Annotated in this window: 17 protein-coding genes; 2 read left to right on the forward strand and 15 right to left on the reverse strand. The window is 48.6% G+C overall.

Going from position 1 to position 25,054, the window contains the following annotated elements; genetic code table 11:
- Nucleotides 1–29: 29 nt before the first annotated feature.
- The 7 genes from DW949_RS04005 to DW949_RS04035 all read right to left on the reverse strand — a co-directional run bounded on the left by DW949_RS04005 (nt 30) and on the right by DW949_RS04035 (nt 7,298).
- A complete protein-coding gene (locus DW949_RS04005; protein ID WP_118021964.1) occupies nt 30–926 on the reverse strand; it encodes a hypothetical protein in 897 nt (298 codons plus the stop codon).
- Between the two features lie 10 nt (nt 927–936).
- On the reverse strand, nt 937–1,875 hold the full coding sequence (locus tag DW949_RS04010) for a phosphodiester glycosidase family protein (RefSeq protein ID WP_118021965.1): 939 nt from the start codon (nt 1,873–1,875) through the stop codon (nt 937–939).
- Between the two features lie 30 nt (nt 1,876–1,905).
- Entirely contained in the window at nt 1,906–2,724 is an 819-nt protein-coding gene (locus DW949_RS04015; protein ID WP_118021966.1) for a polysaccharide deacetylase family protein, read from the reverse strand.
- A 73-nt stretch (nt 2,725–2,797) separates the two neighbouring features.
- Nucleotides 2,798–3,760 carry a C-terminal binding protein gene (locus tag DW949_RS04020; RefSeq protein WP_118021967.1) on the reverse strand — a complete coding sequence of 321 codons (963 nt, stop codon included), beginning with the start codon at nt 3,758–3,760 and terminating at the stop codon, nt 2,798–2,800.
- 211 nt (nt 3,761–3,971) lie between these two features.
- Nucleotides 3,972–5,504 carry an ABC transporter permease gene (locus DW949_RS04025; RefSeq protein WP_118021968.1) on the reverse strand — a complete coding sequence of 511 codons (1,533 nt, stop codon included), beginning with the start codon at nt 5,502–5,504 and terminating at the stop codon, nt 3,972–3,974.
- Nucleotides 5,501–6,250: a phosphonate ABC transporter ATP-binding protein gene (gene phnC, locus DW949_RS04030; RefSeq protein WP_199595736.1), complete on the reverse strand. Its 750-nt coding sequence runs from the start codon at nt 6,248–6,250 to the stop codon at nt 5,501–5,503. The genes DW949_RS04025 and phnC overlap by 4 nt, the downstream gene beginning before the upstream one ends.
- A 22-nt stretch (nt 6,251–6,272) precedes the next feature.
- Nucleotides 6,273–7,298 carry a phosphate/phosphite/phosphonate ABC transporter substrate-binding protein gene (locus tag DW949_RS04035; RefSeq protein ID WP_233539481.1) on the reverse strand — a complete coding sequence of 342 codons (1,026 nt, stop codon included), beginning with the start codon at nt 7,296–7,298 and terminating at the stop codon, nt 6,273–6,275.
- Between the two features lie 401 nt (nt 7,299–7,699).
- Between DW949_RS04035 and DW949_RS04040 the strand changes: the two genes are divergently transcribed.
- On the forward strand, nt 7,700–8,797 hold the full coding sequence (locus DW949_RS04040; RefSeq protein ID WP_118021970.1) for a mandelate racemase/muconate lactonizing enzyme family protein: 1,098 nt from the start codon (nt 7,700–7,702) through the stop codon (nt 8,795–8,797).
- On the opposite strand, the gene DW949_RS04045 is transcribed toward DW949_RS04040, so the two are convergent.
- On the reverse strand, nt 8,794–9,348 hold the full coding sequence (locus tag DW949_RS04045; RefSeq protein ID WP_118021971.1) for a phosphatase PAP2 family protein: 555 nt from the start codon (nt 9,346–9,348) through the stop codon (nt 8,794–8,796). The two genes, DW949_RS04040 and DW949_RS04045, sit on opposite strands and share 4 nt — an antisense overlap.
- A gap of 313 nt (nt 9,349–9,661) precedes the next feature.
- Here DW949_RS04045 and DW949_RS04050 point away from each other — a divergent pair, with 313 nt between their 5' ends.
- Nucleotides 9,662–10,693, forward strand: a complete 1,032-nt coding sequence (locus DW949_RS04050; RefSeq protein WP_199595737.1) for an alpha/beta hydrolase — start codon at nt 9,662–9,664, stop codon at nt 10,691–10,693.
- 217 nt (nt 10,694–10,910) lie between these two features.
- On the opposite strand, the gene DW949_RS04055 is transcribed toward DW949_RS04050, so the two are convergent.
- The 7 genes from DW949_RS04055 to brxC all read right to left on the reverse strand — a co-directional run bounded on the left by DW949_RS04055 (nt 10,911) and on the right by brxC (nt 25,049).
- Nucleotides 10,911–11,207, reverse strand: a complete 297-nt coding sequence (locus DW949_RS04055; protein ID WP_118021972.1) for a helix-turn-helix domain-containing protein — start codon at nt 11,205–11,207, stop codon at nt 10,911–10,913.
- Entirely contained in the window at nt 11,204–11,671 is a 468-nt protein-coding gene (locus tag DW949_RS04060; RefSeq protein WP_233539482.1) for a type II toxin-antitoxin system RelE/ParE family toxin, read from the reverse strand. Before DW949_RS04060 ends, DW949_RS04055 begins: the two co-directional genes overlap by 4 nt.
- Nucleotides 11,672–11,997: 326 nt before the next feature.
- A complete protein-coding gene (gene brxL, locus DW949_RS04070; RefSeq protein WP_118021973.1) occupies nt 11,998–14,112 on the reverse strand; it encodes a protease Lon-related BREX system protein BrxL in 2,115 nt (704 codons plus the stop codon).
- A gap of 24 nt (nt 14,113–14,136) precedes the next feature.
- A complete protein-coding gene (gene pglZ / locus DW949_RS04075) occupies nt 14,137–16,662 on the reverse strand; it encodes a BREX-1 system phosphatase PglZ type A (RefSeq protein ID WP_118021974.1) in 2,526 nt (841 codons plus the stop codon).
- A gap of 27 nt (nt 16,663–16,689) precedes the next feature.
- Nucleotides 16,690–17,715: a Fic family protein gene (locus tag DW949_RS04080; RefSeq protein WP_118021975.1), complete on the reverse strand. Its 1,026-nt coding sequence runs from the start codon at nt 17,713–17,715 to the stop codon at nt 16,690–16,692.
- A gap of 3 nt (nt 17,716–17,718) precedes the next feature.
- Complete coding sequence (gene pglX / locus DW949_RS04085) at nt 17,719–21,411, reverse strand: BREX-1 system adenine-specific DNA-methyltransferase PglX (protein WP_118021976.1); 3,693 nt, start codon at nt 21,409–21,411, stop codon at nt 17,719–17,721.
- A 20-nt stretch (nt 21,412–21,431) separates the two neighbouring features.
- Nucleotides 21,432–25,049, reverse strand: a complete 3,618-nt coding sequence (gene brxC / locus DW949_RS04090) for a BREX system P-loop protein BrxC (protein ID WP_118021977.1) — start codon at nt 25,047–25,049, stop codon at nt 21,432–21,434.
- Nucleotides 25,050–25,054 lie beyond the last annotated feature (5 nt).

The raw sequence follows: 25,054 nt of genomic DNA on the forward strand, positions 1-25,054 counted from the left end.
CCAAAAGGCGCCAGATGGCGCCTGGGCAGTTATTTCTTTTCATCCATCTTATCAGCCGCTTCACGCATGCTGTTCAATGTAATCTTTGAAAATTCTTCCGGTGTCTTATAGGTAGCAATCTTGGTGAAGCCTTTCCGCAGCCGTCCCCGGTATGCGGCAACGACTTCATTGTCAGCATTCATTTCGGCAATGAAGATTTCCTGTCCGTCAATGCCTACGAGGCGGAATTTGCCACTCGGCGAAATTTCACGCCAGCTGCTGGTCGCTCCATCAAACATGTACACGACGCCAGTACGCAGATTATCGTAGAAGAAAATATCCTGATCATAGAATACAGCGATGCGGCCGATATTTTCTGCCTGGACATTGATGCGCCGCGTATCGTAGTTGGCATCGGTCCGGTAAATACGATATTTATCCTTATCGACTTCCAGTTTCATATACACCACATTGGTTGCCGTCGAGTACGCAACATCGACGATTTTACTGTCTCGTGGTGCATTCTCAATAGGCGTATCGAGTTCGCGGTCCGGGTAAATCGGGTTATACTGGGCAATATAGACGCCATAGCGCCCGGTCTTTTCATCTTTGCCATAAGTCGCAAAAATGGCCAGATTACGGTCGGGAAGCCATTCAAAAAAAGACACCTTGCGTCCATGAAGGCGGATACGCTGCGGTTCGCTCTTCTGGCCCGCTTCGTAAATAGAGACCGTATCGTCTACGACTGTCGCCATGAACCGCTTGTCGTAAGAATAATACGTCTGTCCATTGGGTTCAGCCCCATAGCCCATCTTCTCCTGCTGATTGGTACCACCAATCTGAAAATCCGACGTCGGCGCAAAAAGGAACTGATCCAGGTAATAGTACACGCCGGCCTGGATCGCTATGCCTGCAGCAAAGGCCAAAAGCACTTTTTTCAGCTTCATTCGTTCCCTCCTACTTTACAATAAATGCCGTCGGAATCATCCGTTCACCGAGGAGATCTGCCGGTTTGTTGACAACTTTACCATTAAGATACAGCGTAGAACTGGAGCCGCCATCGAGATTGGCAGCAATATAAGCGCCCTGTTCGTACATGATATTCTGCAAATCCCGCAACGTTGCACCAATGGAATACGATGGCTGACGACCGTCGATGACCAGGAACAGGACCGTCCCGTCTTTGCGCTGGCCAATAGCCGTACGCGGCCCGACGCCCCATCCGCCATCACCGGCAGTAATCATTTTCTGCCCATTGACGATCAGTGCCGGACCAAAGGAAATCCCTTCCTGGATATCCATGGAAATGAGTTCGCCTTTACTGTAATTGCCGGCTACGAGGTTACCGTCTTTCGTAAAGCCGATGAATTCATTGACTTCACTATTGTCCGCATCACCACCGAGGATAAACTTGCCATCGTGGAGAATGAAGCCATAAGGGCTGCGGCCGGTTCCAGTGCCATTGGCATCATAAAATCCGCCGGCATTGATAGCCGCTACGGCGTTGTTGCGCTGGGCAATGCCACTGGTCGTATCACCTTTTTCATCCATATTTTCAGCCGTGCCGACTTTGACCCGTTTGGGATCAGGGATTTCCAGCAGGAAGCCTTTAAACCGGCTCGATTCGATATTCTGCAACTTCAATGAAGAATCAGTACGGACTTTGAATTTGAACAGCTCCTGCTTTGGTGCCGTACTGATACCCCCCAATATCTTATCGATCTCATCCTGGGAAAACAGCCAGGTGATATACTGGGGGTGGCGGCTCTTCAGAATAGCCCCGACAACGGTCCGCTTAATATTATCAAAAGGCCCGAAGAGAACGACTACAGGAGACGTTATAGCAAAAAACAAGAGCAGGACTACAAAAAATTTACCTATTTCCTTCAGCTTCATAATTACCTCGTCCTAAGCACACCGGCTGTCTTACCGTTGTTCGTACTTTTCAGTCGTAATGCGCTGTCTGAAATTATCTATGTCCACTTCATTGCCAATCCAGATACGTTTGACCGCATAGGGATCATCACCGTATTTCGCCCATCCCGGATTCATGGTAAAGGCCAGCTTGATGCCATATTTCTTCATGACCTTTTCCGCTTCCGGACTGTTTCCGCCATAAGGATAGCAGAAAAATTCATTGGTTATTCCCAGCTGTTCTTTGAGCTCAGCCTGGCTCTTCTGCATTTCCGTGTCCAGGGTATTACCGCCCATCTGGTTCAGCCGTTCATGATGATACCCATGAGATGCGATTTCCATGCCTGCCGCTTTCATTTCTTTAATCTGCTTCCATGTCAGGCGCGTCCCCTGATCCGCATCATACGTAGGAATGAATACGGTACAGGCAAACCCATATTCTTTCATGACCGGCATGACGATGGAATACGTATCGGGGTAGCCGTCATCAAAAGTCAGGACAACGGGGCGGACGGGAACCGGTTTGTTATGGACCATGTATTCATAAAGCTGTTCCATCGTAATCGGATGAAAATCATTATCCTTGAGGAACTTCATCTGCTTACGGAAATTTTCTTCTGTCAGGCAGGCCTGATTATGAGGATCATCGGGATCGACACCTATCATATGATACATCAGGACCGGAACCCCGTTTTTAGGTACAGCCATTTCTACCTGGGCAGTCTGGGCAGCCGGTGCATCCTTTTTCTGGGATTCTTCACCAGAAGAGCCGCAGCCCGCCAGCAGAGACAGGCATATCAGAGCCATGCCTAGTAGTTTCCAAATACGCAAAATTCAGAAGCCCCCTTCTCGTATACTTGTGTTACGTATTATATTTTACAGGATTTTGACTTTTGGTGCAAATTTATGGGCAGGGTACAAAAGACAATTCATCCTCATGACCTGCCAAGAAAAGCCGTATCTGCCGTTCCGCATCATGGAAGAGCGCCTGCCGTCCTTCAACGGAATGAGACGCTACACTCGGTGTCAGCAAAAATTCCGGCCGGGTCATCATCTTGAGCATCATCGGGCTGGGATGTTCCATAGACAGGACATCCAGAGCCGCACTGCGGATATGACCGTCATCGACAGCATGGTACAAGGCCGCTTCATCGACCAGCCCGCCACGGCTGCAATTAACGAATATGGCGCCCTCTTTCATTTCTTCAAACTGTTCATCCCGGAAAATGTACCGTGTCGTTTCGTTGAGCGGTATGTGCAGTGATACGACGTCACTGGTCCGCAGCAGTTTATCGAAATCGACAGGACGGACCCGGTCTTCCATCATGACCTTTTCATCGACAAACGGGTCATAGGCCTGTATTTTGCATCCGAAAGCCTGCATCCGGGCCGCGACGGCCTTTCCCGTACGACCATAGCCAATCAGGCCGATCAGGTTGCTGCCTACGCGGTGCAGCGGCCAGGCTACGGTACCGTACTCCCAGCGGCTGTTGCTGCGGATATCATTCTGATACTCCGGAATCTGACGCAGGAGAGCCAGCATCATGGCACACGTATGATCGGCAATATCATCGACACAGTACAACGGATCGCACAGTACCTTCACGCCGTGTCGTGCTGCCGCCTGAAGGTCTACATGATCGACCCGCAAGCGGAGGACGACAATCAATTTTAATTCATCTAATCGGTCCAGCAATGACTCCGTTATTTGTTCATCCCGGCAGACAAGGACATCACAATTTTCCAGTCTTTCTGCCATTTCTTCTTCGTTTGTGACCGGGCAATACGCTACATCGGCAATATCGCCCAACCGCTCGCCAAAATCATCTTCATCCTGATGTGTGGCAAGAATACTTATGTGGTACATATCACAGCCCCTTCTCTCTTATAAATAAAGAATTTAGTCATAGATATACAATTAAATATATATCACATTACCGGTCAAATAGCAAGTCTTATGCACAAAAGGAACTGAATCCTCTCCTGCCGCACTAAGCCCGGCTGACTGTTTTACAGAAAAAATCCGGGCAGCTCCCATAAGGAAAATCTGTCCGGATTGCTCCCTGCAAATCAATTGATTAAATCCGCTGTTTTTTTCGCAGCCATTCCGAAAATACTTCTACGATGGTCACCAATCCTACCATCCCCCACAGCAGAGCTCCGGCTGCGGCCCATTCATAATGCATCATCGCCAGTATCAACGGCGTACCGATACCGCCGGCACCAACCAGGCCCAGGATGGCCGCATCGCGCAGGTTGACATCGAACCGGTACAAAATGGCAGCCCCGTAACGCGGTCCCAGCTGGGGCAGGACGGCCCAACGGATGGACCGCACGATAGAAATCCCCATGGCCCGGTATGCGCGATACGGTTCCAGCTGAATATCATCGATAGCGATGAGGAACCGCTTGGCCAGAAGGCCGACGCTGCACAGTGTCAGTGTCAGCACGCCGGCAAAGGGCCCCGGGCCGGTGACGCGGATCCACATCAGACCGTACACAAAGACGGGAACAGCGCGGATCAATAGCAGTATCAGCCGGAAGGTCAGTGCCGCTGGTGCAGGAAAGAGACGGAAGCTGGCCGTGAAAGAAAACCAGGCAGCAATGACCGTACCACCCAGTGTCCCCAGAAAAGCAATGCAGAATGTCTCATACAGCAGCCAGGGAACACCATCATGGGCCAGAGAACATATCATAGACCAGTCGGGATCAAGGATGCCCTGTACAATAGCGGCGGCGGCCATTCCCTTTCCACCGGTATCCGGCAGAGACAGTGTCTGGAACGAGGAAAGAAATAGCACGGCCAGTACCAGTCCCAGTACCGTCTTTCCTGCCCGGGGTAAATGGCTTTTACCGGAAAGGACCTGACGCAGCCATTCACTGACTCCTTCTGTCACCACAACGACACCGTACAGCAGCAACAGAATCATGCCGACTTCACTGTATTCACGCCAGGCCAGTCGTTCATTCAGCAATAGCCCGATACCGCCAGCCCCGACGTATCCCAAGATGGCCGCATGACGCACATTGGCTTCCAGCATATATAATACATTAATCAGATATCCTGCCAGCACAGCCGGAAGGATAGTCCGGATAAAAGCCCGCAGCCGGCCGCAGCCCGCCGCCTCCAGAGCCTGGGCGGCTTTTAAGTCTGTATTTTCCATATCTTCATAACCCATGCGGATCATGACGACTGTCGTATAGATGCTCAGGGCCAACGTCCCGGCCAGTGTTCCCAGACCGACGAGAAAGGTACACAAAAGAGCCAGAATCAGAGCCGGTATGGTACGGATAAGATGAACGATGGCCTTGAAGGGAATCCGGAGCCAGGCATGAGGATTGAGATATGCACTGGCAAAGGAGGCCCCCACAAGCCCCAGTACGGCTCCGATACCCGTACCGGCCAGAGACATCTGCACGGACGCCCATAGTGGAGCCAGCACGACCCGGGCATAAGACGTGTCCGGCGGTATCATGGCTCCGGCAATATCAAAGAAACGCACGCCCCGCCTCAGGAGGAGGGGCAAAGACACGTTGGTACTTTCTCCGCAAAGGATAATCAGTGCCAGAAACAACAGCACCATGCCCGTACGACGCAAGGAATATCTCATGACTGCGTCCTCCCGTACAGGGCCTGCAACCGGTCTTCTGTCCAGTCTGCCGGGGACCCGTCAAAGAAAATCCGTCCGCTCTTGAGCCCGATAATCCGGTCCGACCAGGTACAGGCCTGTTCTACATTGTGACTGTTCATGACGACGGTGAGCCCCTGTTTCTGCTGCAAACTGCGCAGGAGCTCTAAAACCTGCCGGGCTGTCAGGGGATCCAGCGAGGCGACCGGTTCATCGGCAAGAAGAATCGTGGCATCCTGCATCAGCGTCCGGGCAATAGCTATGCGCTGTTTCTGACCACCGCTCAACGCATGGGCCGGCGTCTGGCTATACCCTTCCATTCCCACGGCTTCCAGAGCCGGCAGAGCCTTTTCTTTTTCTGCCCGGGGAAACCAGCCTGACAGGGCCCGCCACAGCGGAACCCGGGCCAGACTGCCATTAAGCACATTTTGCAGGCACGTGCACGTATCGACAAGACAGAAATCCTGGAAAATCATGCCGACCCGCTGCTGGATAGCCCGTCTGCCCCGGCCCTTCAGTGTATCAAACCGGGTACTGTCAATCCAGACTTCTCCCGAATCAGGACATATCATATGATTAAACAGGCGCAGCAGCGTCGTCTTGCCAGCACCGCTGGGCCCGATAACCGATACGAACTGTCCGGCCGGAATAGCAAGGGATATATCACACAGGACAGGTTTTTCCTTCTTGTAGGACTGGCAGACGTGTTTTAATTCCAGCATAGCCATGATTCTTCCCCTTTTCCCCTTATTATTTCAATTCCTGCTGAACTTTCCGTTCTCCATCATAATCCGAACTCTGGGCCCAGTCATACCCTTTATGACCCAGTGTCTGCAATACCTTCAGGCCTTCATCGGTCTTTCCGATTTCAATAAGTGATTCGCCGAGAGCTTTGCGGAAGTTTTCATCCTGCATGACCTTACTGGTCTTGCTGACACTGACTGTATCATTGTAAATCTTGTCCGTTACGCCAATGACGCCGGTCTGGGACCAGATATCCGACGTACCGCCGAATTTTTCCTGCCAGTTTTTAGCCATATGGGCGCGGATATGAGAATAGGCCACAATGACATCCACCTGTCCCGATGCCAGGCGGGCTGTCGAAGTCGTATACGAATCAGACTGCACGACGTGGGCCAGATCAGAAATTTTCTTTCCATAGTTGTCTTTCAGCCAGAGAGACGGATACAGATACCCCGAAGCAGATGCCGGGCTCATGACGCCCCAGGTCAGGTCGTTCAATTCATCCCATGTCGGCTTTTCACCCCGTTTGACCTTGGCAAGGATAGCCTGCCCTTTGGCACTGGGGCCGACGACGATGGCCGAACGATAGTATTTGACCAGATCTTTTTTGAAGGCTTCCGGCGTGCCATTATTCCAGACAGACAAATCCGTCGTATCCTTGTCGATTCCCTGGCGCAGTGCTGTCAGCAGTACATCGACGTCCTTATCATACATGACGTACGTAGCGCCGGAAATAAAGCCCATATCGGCACTACCCGAACTCAGCGCTTCCCCGACAGCATTATAAGAAGTACCTACATTGATGGTCACTTTCTTGATATTGTATCCTTTTTCTTTCATTTTTTCCTGGAGCATCTTCCCCAGCGGTTCCGTTTTCGTCTGGATCGTATCGGCATCCTGGTAGGGAGATACGGCGATTTTCAATTCTTCTACCTCTTTCGATCCGCTCTTCTGCGTATCACTGCTGCCACAACCGGACAGAAATACACAGCCCATAAGCAGTGCAGATATCAGAACTTGCCATTTTTTCATCATCATCGACTCCTCACGATAAATATAAAACATATTATACCCATACAAAAAAGAGAGGGACCCTGCATCCCTCTCCGTGCGGCCAGTCCATGCGACAAAAAGGGACTACGATTCCCAAATAACGGTCGGCGGCTCTGGCGCCCTCTCAGTCCGGCACACGGACTCCCTCGCATGTTGGCCATTAATATCACGATATAACAAATCCAGGGAGCTCCCCCAGGATTCATATTCAGACCTTCTTTAGTATAATATATGCAATTTGTAAATTCAAGGCAAAAAATGTCTGCCTTTCTCATTTCGCCGTGGAATTCCGGGATCTTCCAGATTCTGGACAATCGCAGGTCAAGTCAGTACAATAGTACTAGTCACATTTTTGTCCAGCCAAAGGGAGGAATCCTCTTATGAAAATCACAGATATACGCGTGGGAATCATACGTATTCCCCTGAAGACGCCCTTTATCACGGCACTGCGCCGCGTCGATACAGCCGAAGACCTGGTCGTCCAGGTCATCACCGATGATGGACATACGGGCTGGGGCAACGCGCCGGCCACAGTGGTCATTACGGGAGACAGCCATGCATCCGTGGCATCTGCCATTACCGATACCATAGGCCCCCGGATTCTGGGCATGGATATCGATGACAGAGAAGCCATCCTCCAGCGCATCCAGCACAGCATGGTGCACAATACATCGGCTAAAGCAGCCCTCGATATAGCCGTCCACGACTTATTTGGGCAGAAATACAACCTATCGCTCTATCGATTTTTCGGTGGCCTGCGCCCACGCATCACTTCGGATCTGACCATCAGCCTGGGCTCACCGGACCAGATGGTACAGGATGCACAAAAGGCTATCAAAGCCGGTTATACGAACCTGAAGCTCAAAGTCGGCGTTGACGCCGCCCTCGATATCCAGCGTGTCCGTGCCATCCGCCAGGCTGCCGGGCCGGATATCACCATCCGCCTCGATGCCAATCAGGGCTGGAAACCAAAAGAGGCCGTACGCACCATCCACCGCATGGAAGATGCCGGCCTCGATATAGAACTGATTGAACAACCGGTGGCAGCCGCTGACATAGAAGGGCTGAAATTCGTCACCGACCACGTAGATACGCCCATCATGGCCGACGAATCGGCATTCAGTCCCAACGACGTATCTCATCTTCTCGCTACCCGCGCCTGTGACCTCATCAATATCAAGCTCATGAAAGCCGGCGGTCTCGGACCGGCTTCCCGCATTGCCGCCATGGCCCAGGCCTCCGGTATAGACTGTATGATGGGCTGCATGCTGGAAAGCAAAATCGGCATTACGGCCGCCGCCAGCCTGTCAGCTGGAAATCCTGCCATTGTAATCAATGACCTCGATGCCGCTGACCTCATGGCAGACGATCCCATCACAGGTGGCATCTCTTATGACAAAAACGAACTCATCCTGCCCGAAGCTCCCGGACTAGGCATTACTGGCGTAACGGGCTGGCAGGAATGGAGTCCTCGCTAACGTATCAGACGGACAGCAACCCGTTTCCGTATAAACTGGCAGATCCGGTACGCCCCATACCCGACACCGACCCCCAAGATAGCTCCCGCCAGGACATCACTGGGAAAATGCATGAACAGATACATCCGGGAAAAAGCTACGACCGCCGCCAGCCCATAGGCCAGTATACCCAGGCGGTGGCGATAACAGTACAGGACCGTCGCCCCGGCAAAGAAAAAGAACGAATGGCCGGAGGGAAAGGAATAACTGACGGGATATTTGAGAGCCTCCACCACAGGAGCCCCGTCAATGACGATATACGGACGGAGCCGCATGACCGCATGCTTGAGGGCGACATCACCAATAAAAATTGCCATGATAACGGCCACGATGATGGTCAGCGTCATCCAGCGGCTGCGGCGGTTCCATAAACCGGCAGCAGCCAGCCCCAGCCAGAGCCACAGACAATTGATGCCTGTTGTAAACAACGTAATGAAACTATTCATATGCGGACCGGCCAGCCGGTGCAGCCAGAACAACACATGCACATCAGTCGAAAAAATCCATTCCATATATACCCTTCCTTTCGTAACGGAAGCAGTATACCACGGAAGATAGCACAGGTAAAATATATATAATGTAGGGAATCCATATGATAATCATATGGATTCCCTACATTACGTTTCTGATTCCGTGAGACGCTGCACGGAATATAGCACGTATGGAAACCAAACAAAAACGGCTCACAACGCTCATTACATCAGGCTTCGTGAACCGTTTTTTCTTTTAAAAGTGTCAAAGATCGTATGATAGCAGATACGAGTTCATTGCTACCACCATTATTCCATGCTAGAATGAGACATACTACAAATAAAGGAGATACCGATGAAAATCTTCAAGCACAGCCAGAAATCAAAAAAACAAGTAATAGCCCTTGCCCTGACCGGGCTGGTGTGGATAGGAGGCAATACTATGGCCATGGATGTCAATGTCGATTCTGCTACAAAGAACATGCCGGGAAAAGTGGAAAGCACGAAGATTTCTGTCCCGTTGAAGACGCCTGTCATCAACCAGATTTCCGATGTCGTATACGAACAAGTTCCGATGCGGGGGTATCCCAATGTGGCCATGAAAATGGACATTCTCCAGCCGAAGTCAGAGAAAAAGCTTCCAGCCATCGTGTATGTTACCGGTGGCGGTTTCATCAATGCCAATAAGGATAACGGCATTCAGCTCCGGATGCACCTGGCAGAAGCCGGTTATGTCGTTGCCTCCATCCAGTACCGGGTAGCGCCTACGGCCCGTTTCCCGGAACCACTGGAAGATGTGAAATCTTCTATACGCTATTTGAAAACCCATGCTGACCAATTCGGCATCGATCCGGAACGGGTCGGCATCATCGGGGGCAGTGCCGGTGGCTATCTTGCTGCCATGGCAGCTACGACCAGTGGCACGACGACCTTTGACAAAGGGGACAATCTCCAGGCAGGAAGCGATGTAAAAGCGGCAGTAGACCTGTATGGCCTTTCCGATCTGACACGCATTGGCGACGATTACAGTGATGCCGTGAAAGAAGCCCACCAGTCGGCTGGTGCCACAGAAGCACTGTGGGTAAACGGATCTGCCGTATTCGGAGGGAAAGACGGCGGCATCCTGGCCGATCCGGAAGGCGCCCAAAAAGCCAATCCCATTACCTACATTTCCCGGACCAGTGCCCCTATGTTACTCATGCACGGCACAAACGATACCATCGTTTCTCCCAGCCAGACCGACCTGCTCTTTCAGGCACTCCAAAGGCATAACATCCCATCCAAACGATACCTGGTTGAAGGCGCAGCTCACGGCGGCATTTACTGGAACCAGGAAGAAGTTCTCCAGATCATTACAGACTTCTTTGACTCTTACTTAAAGGGGTAAGATTCTTTTTAGTGCTATAGCTGTAGAAAAACAGGGATAACCTTATTTTCCAAAAAAATAACCACGCGGCTCGTAAACCGCGTGGTTATCGTATTCTTTATGGTGGAGATAAGGAGGATCGAACTCCTGACCTCTTTTCGAACGACATCGTCCTTTTCTGAACATTAACTAGCAATCTATCTCGTTCGTAAATTATATAGATACCCTTTATTATATTTCATTGTGTTTGGATCTTCTTTTTAGGCTCAAAAGACACTTTTAAAACCATATCCATACCGTCTGCCAAACGTTGCAGAATTTTTAAGGATGGATTGCGAGTACCATTTTCGATTCGGCTAATTTCGGTTTGAGCAATTCCTGTTTTTGCAGCTAACTCTTTTTGAGTAAGATTTTGGGCAATTCTCGTATTGACAATAGCACGGATAACATTCATTTCCGGTTCCAGTTCTGTATATGCAGCGGCAAAAGCAGGGTCTTTCATTTGTTCTGCTTTGAATTGTTTTAGCGTTTTCATTTTAGCCCCTCCATTCGTCGAATATATTCGGCTCGACGTTCTTGCGCTAAACGTATTTCTCTTGGCGGAGTTTTAGGCGTCTTTTTAGTAAAACCATTAGTGGTATGCGAGAGTCTGGCAACATTGGTGGCGTTCCATTGTATCTGGCCGCCGTAATATGTGCCATAGTTTTCTTCCCGATAACGAATTCCCTCCTTAAGCAGGGAGCTAATAAGCGTTTGAAGCTTTGCCTCATCAATGAGTGTATCGGAATGAAATGGATGAAGAATGTACTTAGAAATGACTTCTTGCGGCATCTTCTTTCCTTCTGTATCGTCTAATTCATAGACAAAAGAAATAGGTCCAAAACGACGCAGGATAACTAAAGGACGGGCTCCCGGTTTAGGCCGACGATGATATACTTTTTGCCACGTATCCAGAGTCGCTACAAAAGCACTACCTGGTTTTTGCACTTTAACCATCATCGCATTATAAGGTGCTAAATAGGGGAATTTTGGCAACCCGGTGCAGCATCTGCAAATCATTAACTTTCAGACGGTCCATGTTATCATGCCGTACATACCACGAAAAATGCATTAAACGTTCCCCCGTACTTTCCAAAATACGGAAATTAGCACCGCCATTACCTGAAGCTCCGGCTAGATCATATACCGTCAATATTTTGCAGCCATTAATATACCCGTCTTGTATCTGTAATACCAGATTGCCATATGGACAGCACGCTTCTACTATATAGTATAGTTTCGATATACGTCATGTAAATTCTGCTAAATCCACCTGAAGCATAGCATCATTCTACTCCCAAGGCTTTAAAGACAGCATCTTCAGGAGTACTATAAAATATCAGTTGAAAACTCCCGATTAATTCAGGTGGTACCGTTCCCAGGTCGGCGGCGGATGTAATGGGAAGCAGGATTTTTTTTGCGCCCGAGTCGAGACATACTTGCAGGGTGTTAGCCAGTTCTTCGACTTTCATCAGTGTACCGCTGATGCTGATTTCGCCCAAAGCGACGAGGGAGCTTTGGACGGGTTTGTTCAAGGCGATGGAGCAAATAGCGATGAGCGTCGGGAGCGCTAAGCGATGGGTCATACCGATGCCTTGCAGGTCCTGGTAGTTGATGATGTAATCTTTGGCAGTCGTCGAAATGCTGCCGCTGATACGCCGGCCATTGGCTTTCAGGTAGTTATAGGCAGTGTTGACGGCTTCTTTACACTCTCTGTCGCTGCCAATGCCGGTGCGTTCAAATCTCCCGCTGCCCGGCAGCATCTGGCTTTCCAGGCGGAATACACCGATCATATTGTTTCTCCCATGGGAAACGGTATAGACCTGCCCGGGATTGCAGAGGCCTTCGGGAATGAGTTTGCCACCGCCCTGTTCTGGTACGGAAACATAGTGTTCCTCAAAGGTTTCGTTATTGATGTAGGAAAAATTCACATCGTAGAATTCCATGCCGCCCAGCTTTTTGAGCTGTTCTTTGACGCGGCGGCGCATTTCCAGCGCCATTTGCAGTACTTCTTCTACTTCGGCTTTGTTAAAACGGCCATCCGGATACAGCAGCTTGATATATCCGCCGACCATCTTGCGAACCGCAATAGTATCACGCTGGTTCAGATTCTTTCCCAGCCAGAAATAGGTATCCAGAGCGTCACCATACTGCTCTTTTCGCAGTTCCCGCATGAATCCGGCCAGATAATCAGAAATAAATCCGTAATCGTCGGTGAAGTGTTCAGGCCGGAATTTTGGGATTTCCCAGCCAGGGTTGTAGCCATGGATACGGTCGAGAAAAGCCGTGTCGGTTCCCATTTCCGGTGGGAACGGGTCGAACAGGCTCGACGTTTTCAGCAAGACATCGACAGACTGGTTGATATTGCCGACAAAGACCATCGATGCCGAAGCCGCTTTTTCTTCTTTGCCCCGGGCAAAGGAGCCCGATGCCATATAGTCTTTCATGATCTGGATGCCATCCTTGTCCTTGAATTTAATGCCGGCTACTTCATCGAAGGCAACGCAGTCCCACAGCCCGACCAGTCCGATCTGATGGCTGGCCATGTTATAAAAGAGGTTGGCTACCGTCGTCTGGCCGCCAGAAACGAGGATACTGTTCGGTGAAATTTCCTTGTATATATGTGATTTCCCTGTACTGCGCGGTCCCAGCTCACAGAGATTGAAATTATTTTCCACAAGCGGAATCATACGTGTAAGGAGCAGCCACTTTTCACGATAGGACAGAGAGTCCGGCTCCATACCGGTCGAGCGCAACATGACGTCCATCCATTCTTCTTTAGTAAAAGCCTGGCGGCCGCGCTTCAATTCATCCATATCGACATGAGGCATCTGGATTGGTGTCAGATTGCGGATACTGATAGGATAGATGTTCTTCTGTCTCCGGTTATTTGACTGCGGGCTGTTTTCATTGGGCAGAATGATATCCAGATTTTCCGTTCCTTCTGCATCGTAATTCAGCTGCACGATGCACCATATACCACCACACAAAAGACGGTCGTATTTTTCCGGGTATTCATCAGCAATGGGGATTCCTGTCAGGCCCAGATTGGAAAAGGAGGCTTCATAATAATCCTGCTTGATATTCAGGCTGACCGTAATCATATCGATGACGGTATGGCTGCCGTGCTGACGCAGGACCGACAGTACCTTTTGCGCTTCATCGGGACGCACAAAATTGGCGGATAAAATTTTTTTTACGTTTTCTACCCCCGCTTTGACGATTTCTTCATCGTCAGAGCTGCAATACTGGCCTAATAGAAATTCCAATACGTACACAGGGACATTGGCCCCTTCTTTGATTTTTTTCGTCAAATCCTTGCGGACAATCTTCCCCGGGAAATAATCCTTTAATTTCTGGCGGATTTCCTCCCGGTTTGTAGTTCCACCTGCTGTATCCATCTCAATCCTTCCTCTCTGCGTTCATCACAAATCAAAGCCGAAATCCCCAGCGAAGGGAAGATCCATAATGAACGGATGGCGGAATACGTCTATGCCCGTTTCCGCGTCTTTGATGACCAGGAAATACGACTGGCTGACATCATACTCCTGATTTTTGAACGTAAAGCGGATCCGGAATGTCCGCTTGGCCGGGTCTTCTTCCCGACTGTCGGCCACATGTGTGATTTCATTAGAAACAGGCTGGCCTTCGGCATCTACAAAACCAATCAGATACGTGGCTTCTTTGACAGCCTCCCCGACCGGTTCCGACTGGATGAAATCCAGCGTCGTAATGAGATTGGTAATCTTACTGATGGTGTTGATGAAGCGGATTTGTACCGTCCGCACATCTGCTTTGCCCCGTTCCATATGGACATCAATGACCGGGACCAGCATTTCCTGCGGCGAAGAGCCACCGTGTACATAATTCTGGCCGCCGCTGCCCCGTGTCTTGAATACACTGGTCCCAATGGGGAAAGAAACTATCCGGCTGTCATCGTTCCCCAGCAGGTAGCCGAGATTCAGGTTCTGCACACCGTCTTCCCGGATGCCTTCCTGAGAGATGATGTAACGCCGTTTCACAATATCATAGTGATGGACGTTTCCGATTTTATCCGATTCCTGCACCTTATTTCGCTTGTAAATGAACCCGTGGTCGGCCGTCACGATGAAATGATGTGTATTAGCACCGTTATGGACTTTTTCGATGAAATCCAGGATTTCTTTCACGGCTTCTTCACAGGCCTGGAACACTTCATCTTCGGCATGTTCGCCACGGACATCTATCTGGTCGTGATATACGTAAATGACCTGCTGGCCCGTGAAAATATCCCGCATATCCAGTGTTTTCATGTGTTTCACGTCATCAAAGGATACACAGCAGGCCATCGGCTGCCATGCCTGCAATGCTTTTTCCCGGTTCTGGATGTCGATACAGTATGCCCCGTCAACGAGTTCTTTTCCTTCCGGGGACAGTTCCAGCTTCCGATGAGGCAGGAGGGCCGACATGCCCAGCCGCGTATACGACGGCAAGGTGCTGAGCATCGCCCCGATTTTCACTTCGCTGCGGGGATTATCAGCCAGGCGGTCAAAAAGCTCCCGTCCTGTTTCGTAACGCATAGCATCGGAAATAATGACCATAACCCGGTCTTTGCAGGCACCGACATAATGGTCATAGAAATTACGTTGCAGGGGAATCACCGATAAAGCCTTATCTTCCATGATACCCGCATTCCATTCCGGCAATAATTTACTCAGGTATTCATTGGTATACATATTTTCAATCAATATCCGCAGTGGTTCATAAACGCTGGCATCGGCAAGCTGATCCAGATGGTAATAAAAATGGCGGTAAGCCTTATCAATCTGGTACAGATTGTTTTCATAGGCCGTAATGATATCCCGGAATCCCTCAGGATACGACTGGCCGGTCAGCCTTTCCAGTTTGCCGGCACAGATAAACATGTCGTATACAGGTTCCCGCTGCTGGCCGAAATGTGTCTTTTTGCGAAATTCGCAAAGTGCGGGAATACTGTAGCCACCTAAATGCGCATCCACATTTTCCGCTTCCAGACGGCCGGCAATCCACTGGATCAACAGCGTATCGATATCAGCGAAGCAGCCGCAGGCAATCAAGCTTTCCAGAGGGTACGTTTTCAGTGAATCTGCGACATGGAGCTGCTTGCTGGCAAAGAGTGACAGCCTGTCAAAAACAGCCTGATAGACAACGCTGTTCATCATGCTGTCCAAGAAAGCAATGGCATTGCCGGGCTTGCACATTTTGAAAGGTTCCCAACTACCTGGTACGGGTTCCATGATTTCATGAGCGGCACAGGTCACAAACAGGGCCAGTACCAGCCTGGCTATGCCCGGATTTTCCCAGGCCAGGCCAAAATGGCGGGTGCACAAATCCCAAAAAGAATCCATCAAATCAAAACGGGCCAATTCGTCAAAAATCCGATGGTTTTTCTGGCTTTCTTCATTGAGGATGATGCGCAGTGCTTCTTCAAGCGAACACGTCCGGGCGCCTGCCAGGGCACATATCATACCCAGGCGGATCGTCGTTCCGTCGTACTGGCTGATACCCAGGTCATAAAATTTCTTCGTCCGCTCTTTATTGGCAAAAAAGCGGATATGTTGCTCCAGGACCGGCTTCCATTCTTCATTGATGCCGAGATCGACAGCGAGCAAAGAGGCCCGGTCTGCATAAAAACGCCGCGAATAGAGCAGGATATCTTCCAAATGATTCTCGTGGACGTCGGGCTTGGGAAAAGGGGCATAAATGAGATAATTCGTAGTCCGGTCTTCCCGTTCGAGGAAGAGCTTGGTAGCAAATTGCGTATCCGGCTTAAGATGCAGGATTTTTGCCTCATCCAGATGCAGGGAATCTACATCTTCGGCAAATTCAGCCCGGTCATCATACCAAAATACCAGTTTCCGGATTCCGTCTCCACCTGTATGAAATTCTTCATTCAGTCTGTTTTCTATTTGCTTGAGATTTAATTCTGCCATAATTCACCGACTCTTCATAGGAAATAGTTATTTGTCTGGCAAATTGACCTGCCAATATCCGCCTTTACTGGCGCCATGCCGGATTAACAATCCCTGCTTCTTCAATTTAGCAATGATTCGCTCTACTTGTCTAGGGGTAATAGCCAATGTTTCAGCTAATACCTTTATTGTTAATCTTCCGTCTTGCTGAAGCAGCAGTAGTACTTTCTGTTCGTTTATACCGACATTTTTACCGACATTTACACTGACATGTATACCGACATTTGATTTTTTTTGTTGTTCATTCTGCGATTCTGCCAATTCTTTCAAGGCATCGCGAATCATTTGTAACATAAATTCCACGAAAACAGTGGATTCTCCATCATTGTTTGCCATTTGCAAGGCGTGATAATACGCTTCCTGGTTTTCATGTACCAGTGTCTCTATAGGCAGCCAGGCAAAAAAAGGCTGCCATTTTTGTAGTATTACCGACTGCCACAATCTGCCGGTCCGGCCATTGCCATCGGCAAAAGGATGAATATATTCAAATTCATAATGAAAAATGCAACTTTTTATTAATGGATGATAGTTCGAATGTTTCATCCAGGTAAACAATTGCAGAATCAATTCCGGCACGTAACGAGCGGGAGTCCCGGCATGAACCAGCTGCGTTCCCGCAAAAACACCTACATTGCCCGAACGGAAGCATCCCGCTTCCTTTACCAATCCGGTCATCATCATTTTATGGGCCGTCAGTAAATCCTGAATGCTGTACGGATCAAAAGCAGCTGCCTTTTCATACACTTCATAGGCATTTTTTACTTCACAAATGTCTTGCGGTGGTCCTAAAACCCGTTTTCCCTCAATGACATCTGTCACTTGTTGAAGGGATAAGGTATTCTGCTCAATAGCCAACGAGGAATGAATCGAGCGGATGCGGTTTTCCCGGCGTAAAACAGGATTAGGATGTAGCAATTCATAGGTTGCAATCATACCCACATATTGACCAATCTCAATTGTAAGATTTGTTATTTCCTCCGTCATTGTAAAAGGAGGTATATAGTCATTACTCATAGGTTACTCCTTTTCATGGGGCCATTCCGTGAGGTATTCGTGCCAGAGGGAGTCTTTGGCCATGATGGCTTTGGAGTCGGCCAATACTTCGTAAAATTTACCGTCCCGGCCGGTCTGGGCTTTGCGGTAGTTGATTTTGACGCCATCGTCCAGGTCGAGGTGAATCTGGTCCAGGGCCAGGTGGCCCAGCTTAGCATCATAGTCCTGACATTCTTTGATTTGCTTCTTCATCTTTTCCAGCCGCTTTTCCGCTACCGATACTTCATGGGCCGAATGGCTGTGGTCGATAACATCCTGCATGCGATTGACTTCATTGCTGTAAATCCGTTCCATGCGGTGGAGATAATCGGCACGGACCCGGCCGGTGGTGTTTTCATCGCAGCGGTGGAGATAAACGAGGGCCTTGAAGCCGTTCTGTTTGCCACTGTCATAGAGCCAGTAAATCGGCCGTTTCTGATAGGTTTTGCAGTGGTCCTTGAAGAAATCCTTGAGGAAATAATTACGGATGACTTCACGGCTCGATTTGCCCCGCGTACCCAGTGCATCGGCGATAAAGGCGAGGTTTTCTTCCAACGTATCGGCACCATAGACGGTCTTCACGAAATCGACGAAACGGCCGACAATATCATCATCAAAATAGTCTTCATCGGTGATGGGCAGGACATTATCTTCATCAGGCAGGAACGTTGTATACTTAGAATCATCCCAGTCGCCGCCGGCATAGGCCAGGCCCGGCGTATCGAGAGAGTAGCGGCCGAACATGCAGCCCACTGCATAGGAAATAAAGGATTTGATGACGTCCTGCTTGGTGAGGACGTAGTTACTGTCTTTCATTGATTCCGGCACATCGTCTTTCGTATCGAAAATCCGGTGAACCGTTACATCCTTATCTGATTCTTCAGGCGTTAACTCATTTTTCAAGCCGTAAATATCGATAAAAATGCGGTTCAGTTCTTCTTCATTCTGTTTCAATTGCTGGAAACAATCAGTATAATCTTGTTTAAATGTATCATAAGCATCTTCTAATTCAGTTGGTTTATTTTTTAACAATGGATGAACTGTAAAATCCCAGGAAATTTCTGAAGAATCCCAGTCTGCTTTAGCAAGATGAACGCATTTTTTTGCTAAAACTTCTATTTCTTTAATTTTGTGGTTATCAATAGTTAATGGAAGTGACATAATATGCCCTGCTTCAAAATTCAAAGTAGGGCTAGTCACTTGAAGAAGTTGTAAAGAAACTTTTGAATTTAAAAAGGCAATAAAATACCATATATCCCCATCAGGAATATATGCTGTTCCACCACCTCCATAAATGCAATTCTCTACTAATCGCATTGATGGTTTAGATGAAGAAATTGCAGACCATGTAATGATTTTTTTAAAATAGTCATCTGTATTTTGAGGTCGTGATTTTAATTTGCCATCTGCATTTCGAAAGTTTCTTAACTCTAATCCATCATTTTCCCACAAAACAACGTTATAAAGATTGCCATACCATTTTCTGAATTCTCCTCCTTTTGTATATGAAAACCATTTGAATTTATAAGTATCTTGTTTTCCTCTAGCACTAAAATTTATTTTATTTATGTTGATTTCAAACCAATATCTTACAAATCTATCAACATCACATGTATCAAGCCCCTTTTGAGCTTTTCCATAATCACCAAGTTTCTTATATCTAAATGAATGTAATATTTTCTGGCTAACCCAATACGCCACGGGGCTTCCAGGAATTTTAGCAAAATTTTCTTGCTTACTCACATACCTATTTTGGGCTGACAAAAACATGTCTTCTTTGCCCTGTTGTGTCGTCGGTTCAATAAGTCGGCAATATTCTCCCTGGTATCCGTTTGAAAATGCTTTTCGTAGAACAAAACTGGTCGTCTGTACGACTTCGCCGCCGATTTCTTCAAAGGCCCGTGGACCTAAATGAGCCATATTGACAATCATCTTTTGCAATATCTTTTCCCTCAGCTTTTCATAGCTGGAAAGGAACATCCAGGCGTGCTGGGTAATCATGGCTTGATAGCCGTTTGGCTTAGTCATGGCTCCGCATTGTTCAATGAAAACGGCAAAGAGGTCGCTCTTACTGTCGGGATAGTTGTCCTTGACATACTTCGACAGCTTGGCATCCATGCCGCCACTGCCCATATAAGGCGGATTGGTCACGACGACATCATATTTTCTGGATAACAGCTTGGCCTGACGGATGAGTTTGGGAATTTTGTCAGCCATTTCATCAGCCCAAGCGGCAAAGAGGATGTTTTCCGAACCTTTTTGCCGGATTTCTTCCAGATATTCCTGGAGATTGTCATAATCTGCCGGCTCGACCTTGAGGATGGAGCCATATTCTTTGGCATCATGAAACAAGTCAATCAATTCATCAGCCTGCACAATATAAGTTTGGTCCAGTGTCAATTGGCCAAAATCACTGCCGGCAAATTCCTGCCATTTCGAGAGGCCGTTGCTTTCTTCGATGGCATAGATATGGGGCTGGAGGCCCCGGCTCAGGAAGCGCCGGTCATACTGGCGGGCTTTCATCATGACAGCAAAATAGGCCAGCTGGGCTGCCCGTTCGTCGATATCGAGACCATAGAGATTATGTTCGACAATACTGATGGCGGCATCACGGTCACGATAGCCCCGGCTCTGATAGATTTGCATAAGTACATCAAACATATAGACCAGGATATGGCCGCTGCCACAGCAGGGATCGAGGCAGGTCAGGTCTTCCGGGTTGAGCTTACTGTGTTCAGCATATATCTGATTCAGTTGTTTCTGGACGGATTCTTCTTGTTCGGCTTCGTCGAGATAATATTTCCATTGCCCTTTGAGGTCCTCATTGGGATGGCCTTCTATCCACAACCGCCCCAGGGAATTTTCTACCATGTAGCGGACGATCCAGTCCGGCGTAAACAGCTGGGTAGCAGCCGGGATATCCTCTTTCTTTATTTTTTCACTGCTCTTACGGGCAAAGACTTTATCTTTCGGTTCTGTATTGTAATACTGATAAAACCAGCCGATGATCTGCACCTGGTCCCGGAAATCATCCTCAGGTATATCATGGACGAGGTGCCAGACGACGCCGTCCCGGTCAGAAATGGTGAGGGTAAGCAGAAGTTCCGTATAGTCGGCGATGGTTTCAAACAGCATGGGCAGGGGTTCATTCAGGGCATTACATTCCTTGAGGAACAGCATCTGAAACAGGTCGTCGGTCTGGTTGTTTGTTTTCCAGTCTACGATTTGCCGCGATTCGTCTTCACTAAACGTTAAGTCCGAATCGAACGGCGACGTTACCAGATCCGGTTCGATCTTTTCCGGATTATCCGAAGACAGGACACGGACATGGCCGGGCAGATAATTGTTCACTTCCATGAACCGGATGGCGATGAGACGATTGAACCAGGTATAGGCAGTTTCTTCCATGATACGGGAAAAAGCCTCCGGATAGGAGATGTCTTTGGCCTTTTCCCTGATGACGGCCACGAGATTGTTCCGCTGGGCGATAGCGTCTCCCGTAACGATAGCCGGTTCTTTTAAGCCGATATCGAAGAACTGGGCATCCTTCGTAGACTGGGGCAGCGGGTCCTGTATCTCTTTGTCGGTGATGCCCAGGAGCCGCGCCCTATATACGCTGTCGGCAATAAGTTTGTTTCTCGCCCAGATGGCAAATTTCTTTATAGCCGTTTTATCCATGATGTCCCTGCCCTTTCCAATTAAAATTCAACATTAATAATCGTGTCTTTATCTAGTTCGCTCAGTAATTTTTTCCGCAAGGCATCGATATAGGCATCGACATCCTGGGGCGATTCCAGACGCCACGAAGCCGTCCCGGTCATGGACTTGATAGTCACGTTCTTTGTCTTTTTGATAGGCGGCGTAACCTTAGGCGTGTTTTCTTTCGTTCCGGACTGGCCCGGGGCATTCTTTCTGTTCTTTTCGGCCTGTTCCCGTGCCAGTTTGTTATCCTTGGCGTCCATTTCATTGAGCAGGCGGATTTTCAACGCATCGGCCTGGTCAGCAAAGCTGCGCAGTGTCGATACGTTATTGCACCGGTCCACTCTTCGCAGCAGATCATCGAACTGGTGTGTATAGGAATCTTTCTTTTCTTCCTGATAGGACTTTTCCCGCAGTACGTCCATAACGCGTTGACGAGAGCTGTAGATAGAATCGCGGACCGGTTTTTCCTGTTCATCCAGGACCGCAGTATAAAGCGCCCCGAATGTATTCAGCAGTTCCGGCAGGCGGGGAATATCCCGATACGGATTATCTTCATACAGAATCCGCTTGATTTCTTTTACCGTGCCTTCCAATTCACGGTTGACGATATAGTTTTTGCTGTCATCATAAATTTTCATCGAGTTCAGGGCATTATCAAAAATCTGCTTTTGTTCACCCTGGAAAAATCCCTGGATTGGTTCATAGTCTTCGGCAAAATCAAGCAAATCATCCTTAGCATCGACGATTTCTTTATAAAATTCTTTCGTAGACCGTGTTGCCAGGATGTCCTGCAACAGCCGGATTCCCTGACCGATTACGTTTTTTCCCGGATAGGCATCATTATTTTCATAATATACCTGTACTTTTTCTAATTGGGACAGCAATTTCTGGAATCCGTTGCGGGTATGCTGCATCAGTTCGTCTTCATCGTCTGTTGCCGGAGTGATTTGCAGCAGTTCCCGCATAATGTCTTTACACGTATTTTTATCCTTGCTGGAAATGCGAATTTTCCGTTCCATCATCAGTTTTTCTACGAATTGTCTCTTCGTGATATAATTGATGATTTCATCTTTCGTTTTGTTCATCAGGCTGACCGGAACCCCATTGACGGTAAAGGCGATATCGCCCTGACGGAACAACTGGGCTACGAGGTATTCCACATCGTCTTCGACAAAGCCATAGGGAGCTTTCATGAACCGGTCTTTGACCGATTTGAGGGACGTTTTCAGGTGCGCCTGGGAATTCATCTGGATATAGGCCAGTACGTCATCCAGAGCCAGCTGGTTGGCCTGGCGCGTCTGATCCAGATTGAGCGCGGTCTGTCCGTTTTGGGCAAACAATTTGCGTATGCTGCTTTCATCAAAAGGTGTGTCAATGTAATATAATTTGTTGTATACCTTATCGACAAGGTGATGCAATGCATCCTGAATGCGGACATTGACATCTTTGGCCTTGATATCCGCCGGGCTGCCGTTAATGTAGATGGTGGCGTTCTTCAGATTTTCCATCAGGAATAAGCGGGCATTGTCATAGCGTTCCCGCATTTCCAGCCGTTTTCCTTCTTTGATGCTTTCGTACTGCACCATCGAGGCCGTCGTATTGCGGCGCAGGAATTTTTCAATTTTCAGGTACGTCTGGATTTCATCCATAAAGGCCCGGTCATTGGGAAGGGCTATCAGGACATCTGGCTGTGCGATGGATAAAGAAGCCAGCATGGCGTCATCGGTAATATCCGAAGCCGGCGTCAGGATATGGATGCCGATATCATTGCCTTTTGTTACTTTATAGGGGTATTCATCGACGGTCTGATTAAAGCTGAATGTATAGCGGCCGTTGAATTTGGGATAACGGTATTTTTTGTCCGTAAAAATATCTTCAAAGACCATTTCCGAAATTTTGTGGATGACATCGGCATTGTCGATATCTTCGCTTTCGATTTCCCGGTTAATTTCCTGTTCTTCGTTTGTCAGGAATACATAGGATTCGCCATTTTTCTGTACCAGCATCTGGCGGATCAGGACTTTCAGAGCCTCTTCGACTTTTTCCTTCAGGGTAATCCGGTCTTCCCCGAGATTATCCATCATGAGGGTCGTAATATTATCGACATTCGGCGTCATGTCCTGTACGTATTTGATGAGGAACAGTGTTTTCAGTACGTTGATGGCAAAGACATCGCCGGTCTTGTGATCCGGGTTGATATAGTCATTTTCATAGGCTTTGATGATGACACTGCGATGGCTGTGGTCGAGGAAATTTTCCATCGGCGTGTAGAAAGCATAGAACGGGATAATCGTGCCCTGCTGTTCATGCATATAGGCCACTGCCGATTCTTTGAACATGGCCAGCATGGAGCGTTCCCCTTCGGACAGATGCTTGCCGGAAGCACCGTGGGTACGGATAGCGGTCAGGACGGAACCGAGCAGATTGAACTGATACGGGATAAACGGATAAACGGCGGCAAAATCGTCTTTTCCTGTGTACAATTTGCGTTCTACCGAGTCGGTGAAGACAATCTTGTTCTTGATGGTCGTTTCTTCCTGGCCGTACAGGAGACGCAACGTCTGGGCGGCAGTATCATTTTTTTCGAGGATACGTTTTTTGATGACCGCATCGACATTGGCGGAAGACAGGGACAGGCGGGTATCAAAGCGGCCCTGGATTTTGGAGAAATCGTTGCCTTTGACTTTGATAATGGAATCGATATCCTGCTGGGATGTGACAATGACCCAGGCTTTGCCATTGCAGGCACTGCCCAGATCTTCGGTCACGGTCTGCAAGTTGAGCATGAGATTACGGTCGTCACCGATATACTGGCCGACTTCATCGACGAGGAACACGACATGATGGTTATGACCTTTTTCGTCGATATACTTTTTGACGCGGCCAGCAAATTCTTCGATAGAGATGCGATAGGGCTGGGTAGCTTTCTCACACCAGTTCCGTACTGATTCTTCCGACATGACGCCCATATCGACCAGGACATCGACGATATCGTCCTGTACGAAGTCGAATTCATGGCGCGCATCTTCCCACGCTTCACCACTGACGGCGGCAAATTTCTGTTTGAATTCGTCGTAGCGGCCTTTTTCCGCAAGATTGCGTTCCAGGTCGGCTACATAGGGAATCGTGCCGCAGAAGCCCTGCATTTCGTTGAAGACTTTGAGAAATACGTTGACGATGGCGTCCTTATCTTTTTTGCCATTGGAGTCGCTCTTGGAGTCGATATTAAAAAGGACGACATCGGTCGGCGTTTCGGCGGCCAGTTTCATATCGGCCAGCACCATCGGATCTTCGATTTTATGATCATCGATAAAGTAGTCAATGGCTCTTTTGCCACCGACTTCGGTATTATCCAGCAGATAGGAAAAGATTTTTAACAAGTGCGATTTACCACTGCCAAAGAAACCAGAAATCCAGACGCCCATTTTCGGCGTCGTCCCGTTGATTCCTTTCTTGTAGGCAGCAAAAAAATCGGCAAAGTGTTTTTGCAGTTCCTTCGTCACAACGTATTCTTCCAGCTCCTGCCGGATATTTTCATTTTCAATGTCGCCGACCTTGATGACGCCTTGCAGGTCACGGTCGATGGGTTTGGCAAACATATTTTTAATTTCCATGATTC

It is taken from the genome of Megasphaera sp. AM44-1BH, assembly GCF_003467125.1.
GTDB lineage: Bacteria > Bacillota > Negativicutes > Veillonellales > Megasphaeraceae > Megasphaera.

Bases quoted from the DNA above. Each gene is read 5' to 3' on its own strand.
- DW949_RS04005 (WP_118021964.1), bottom strand. From the start codon at position 926: ATGAAGCTGAAAAAAGTGCTTTTGGCCTTTGCTGCAGGCATAGCGATC.
- DW949_RS04010 (WP_118021965.1), bottom strand. From the start codon at position 1,875: ATGAAGCTGAAGGAAATAGGTAAATTTTTTGTAGTCCTGCTCTTGTTT.
- DW949_RS04020 (WP_118021967.1), bottom strand. From the start codon at position 3,760: ATGTACCACATAAGTATTCTTGCCACACATCAGGATGAAGATGATTTT.
- DW949_RS04025 (WP_118021968.1), bottom strand. From the start codon at position 5,504: ATGAGATATTCCTTGCGTCGTACGGGCATGGTGCTGTTGTTTCTGGCA.
- phnC (WP_199595736.1), bottom strand. From the start codon at position 6,250: ATGGCTATGCTGGAATTAAAACACGTCTGCCAGTCCTACAAGAAGGAA.
- DW949_RS04035 (WP_233539481.1), bottom strand. From the start codon at position 7,298: ATGAAAAAATGGCAAGTTCTGATATCTGCACTGCTTATGGGCTGTGTA.
- DW949_RS04040 (WP_118021970.1), top strand. From the start codon at position 7,700: ATGAAAATCACAGATATACGCGTGGGAATCATACGTATTCCCCTGAAG.
- DW949_RS04045 (WP_118021971.1), bottom strand. From the start codon at position 9,348: ATGGAATGGATTTTTTCGACTGATGTGCATGTGTTGTTCTGGCTGCAC.
- DW949_RS04050 (WP_199595737.1), top strand. From the start codon at position 9,662: ATGAAAATCTTCAAGCACAGCCAGAAATCAAAAAAACAAGTAATAGCC.
- DW949_RS04055 (WP_118021972.1), bottom strand. From the start codon at position 11,207: ATGAAAACGCTAAAACAATTCAAAGCAGAACAAATGAAAGACCCTGCT.
- DW949_RS04060 (WP_233539482.1), bottom strand. From the start codon at position 11,671: ATGATGGTTAAAGTGCAAAAACCAGGTAGTGCTTTTGTAGCGACTCTG.
- brxL (WP_118021973.1), bottom strand. From the start codon at position 14,112: ATGGATACAGCAGGTGGAACTACAAACCGGGAGGAAATCCGCCAGAAA.
- pglZ (WP_118021974.1), bottom strand. From the start codon at position 16,662: ATGGCAGAATTAAATCTCAAGCAAATAGAAAACAGACTGAATGAAGAA.
- DW949_RS04080 (WP_118021975.1), bottom strand. From the start codon at position 17,715: ATGAGTAATGACTATATACCTCCTTTTACAATGACGGAGGAAATAACA.
- pglX (WP_118021976.1), bottom strand. From the start codon at position 21,411: ATGGATAAAACGGCTATAAAGAAATTTGCCATCTGGGCGAGAAACAAA.
- brxC (WP_118021977.1), bottom strand. From the start codon at position 25,049: ATGGAAATTAAAAATATGTTTGCCAAACCCATCGACCGTGACCTGCAA.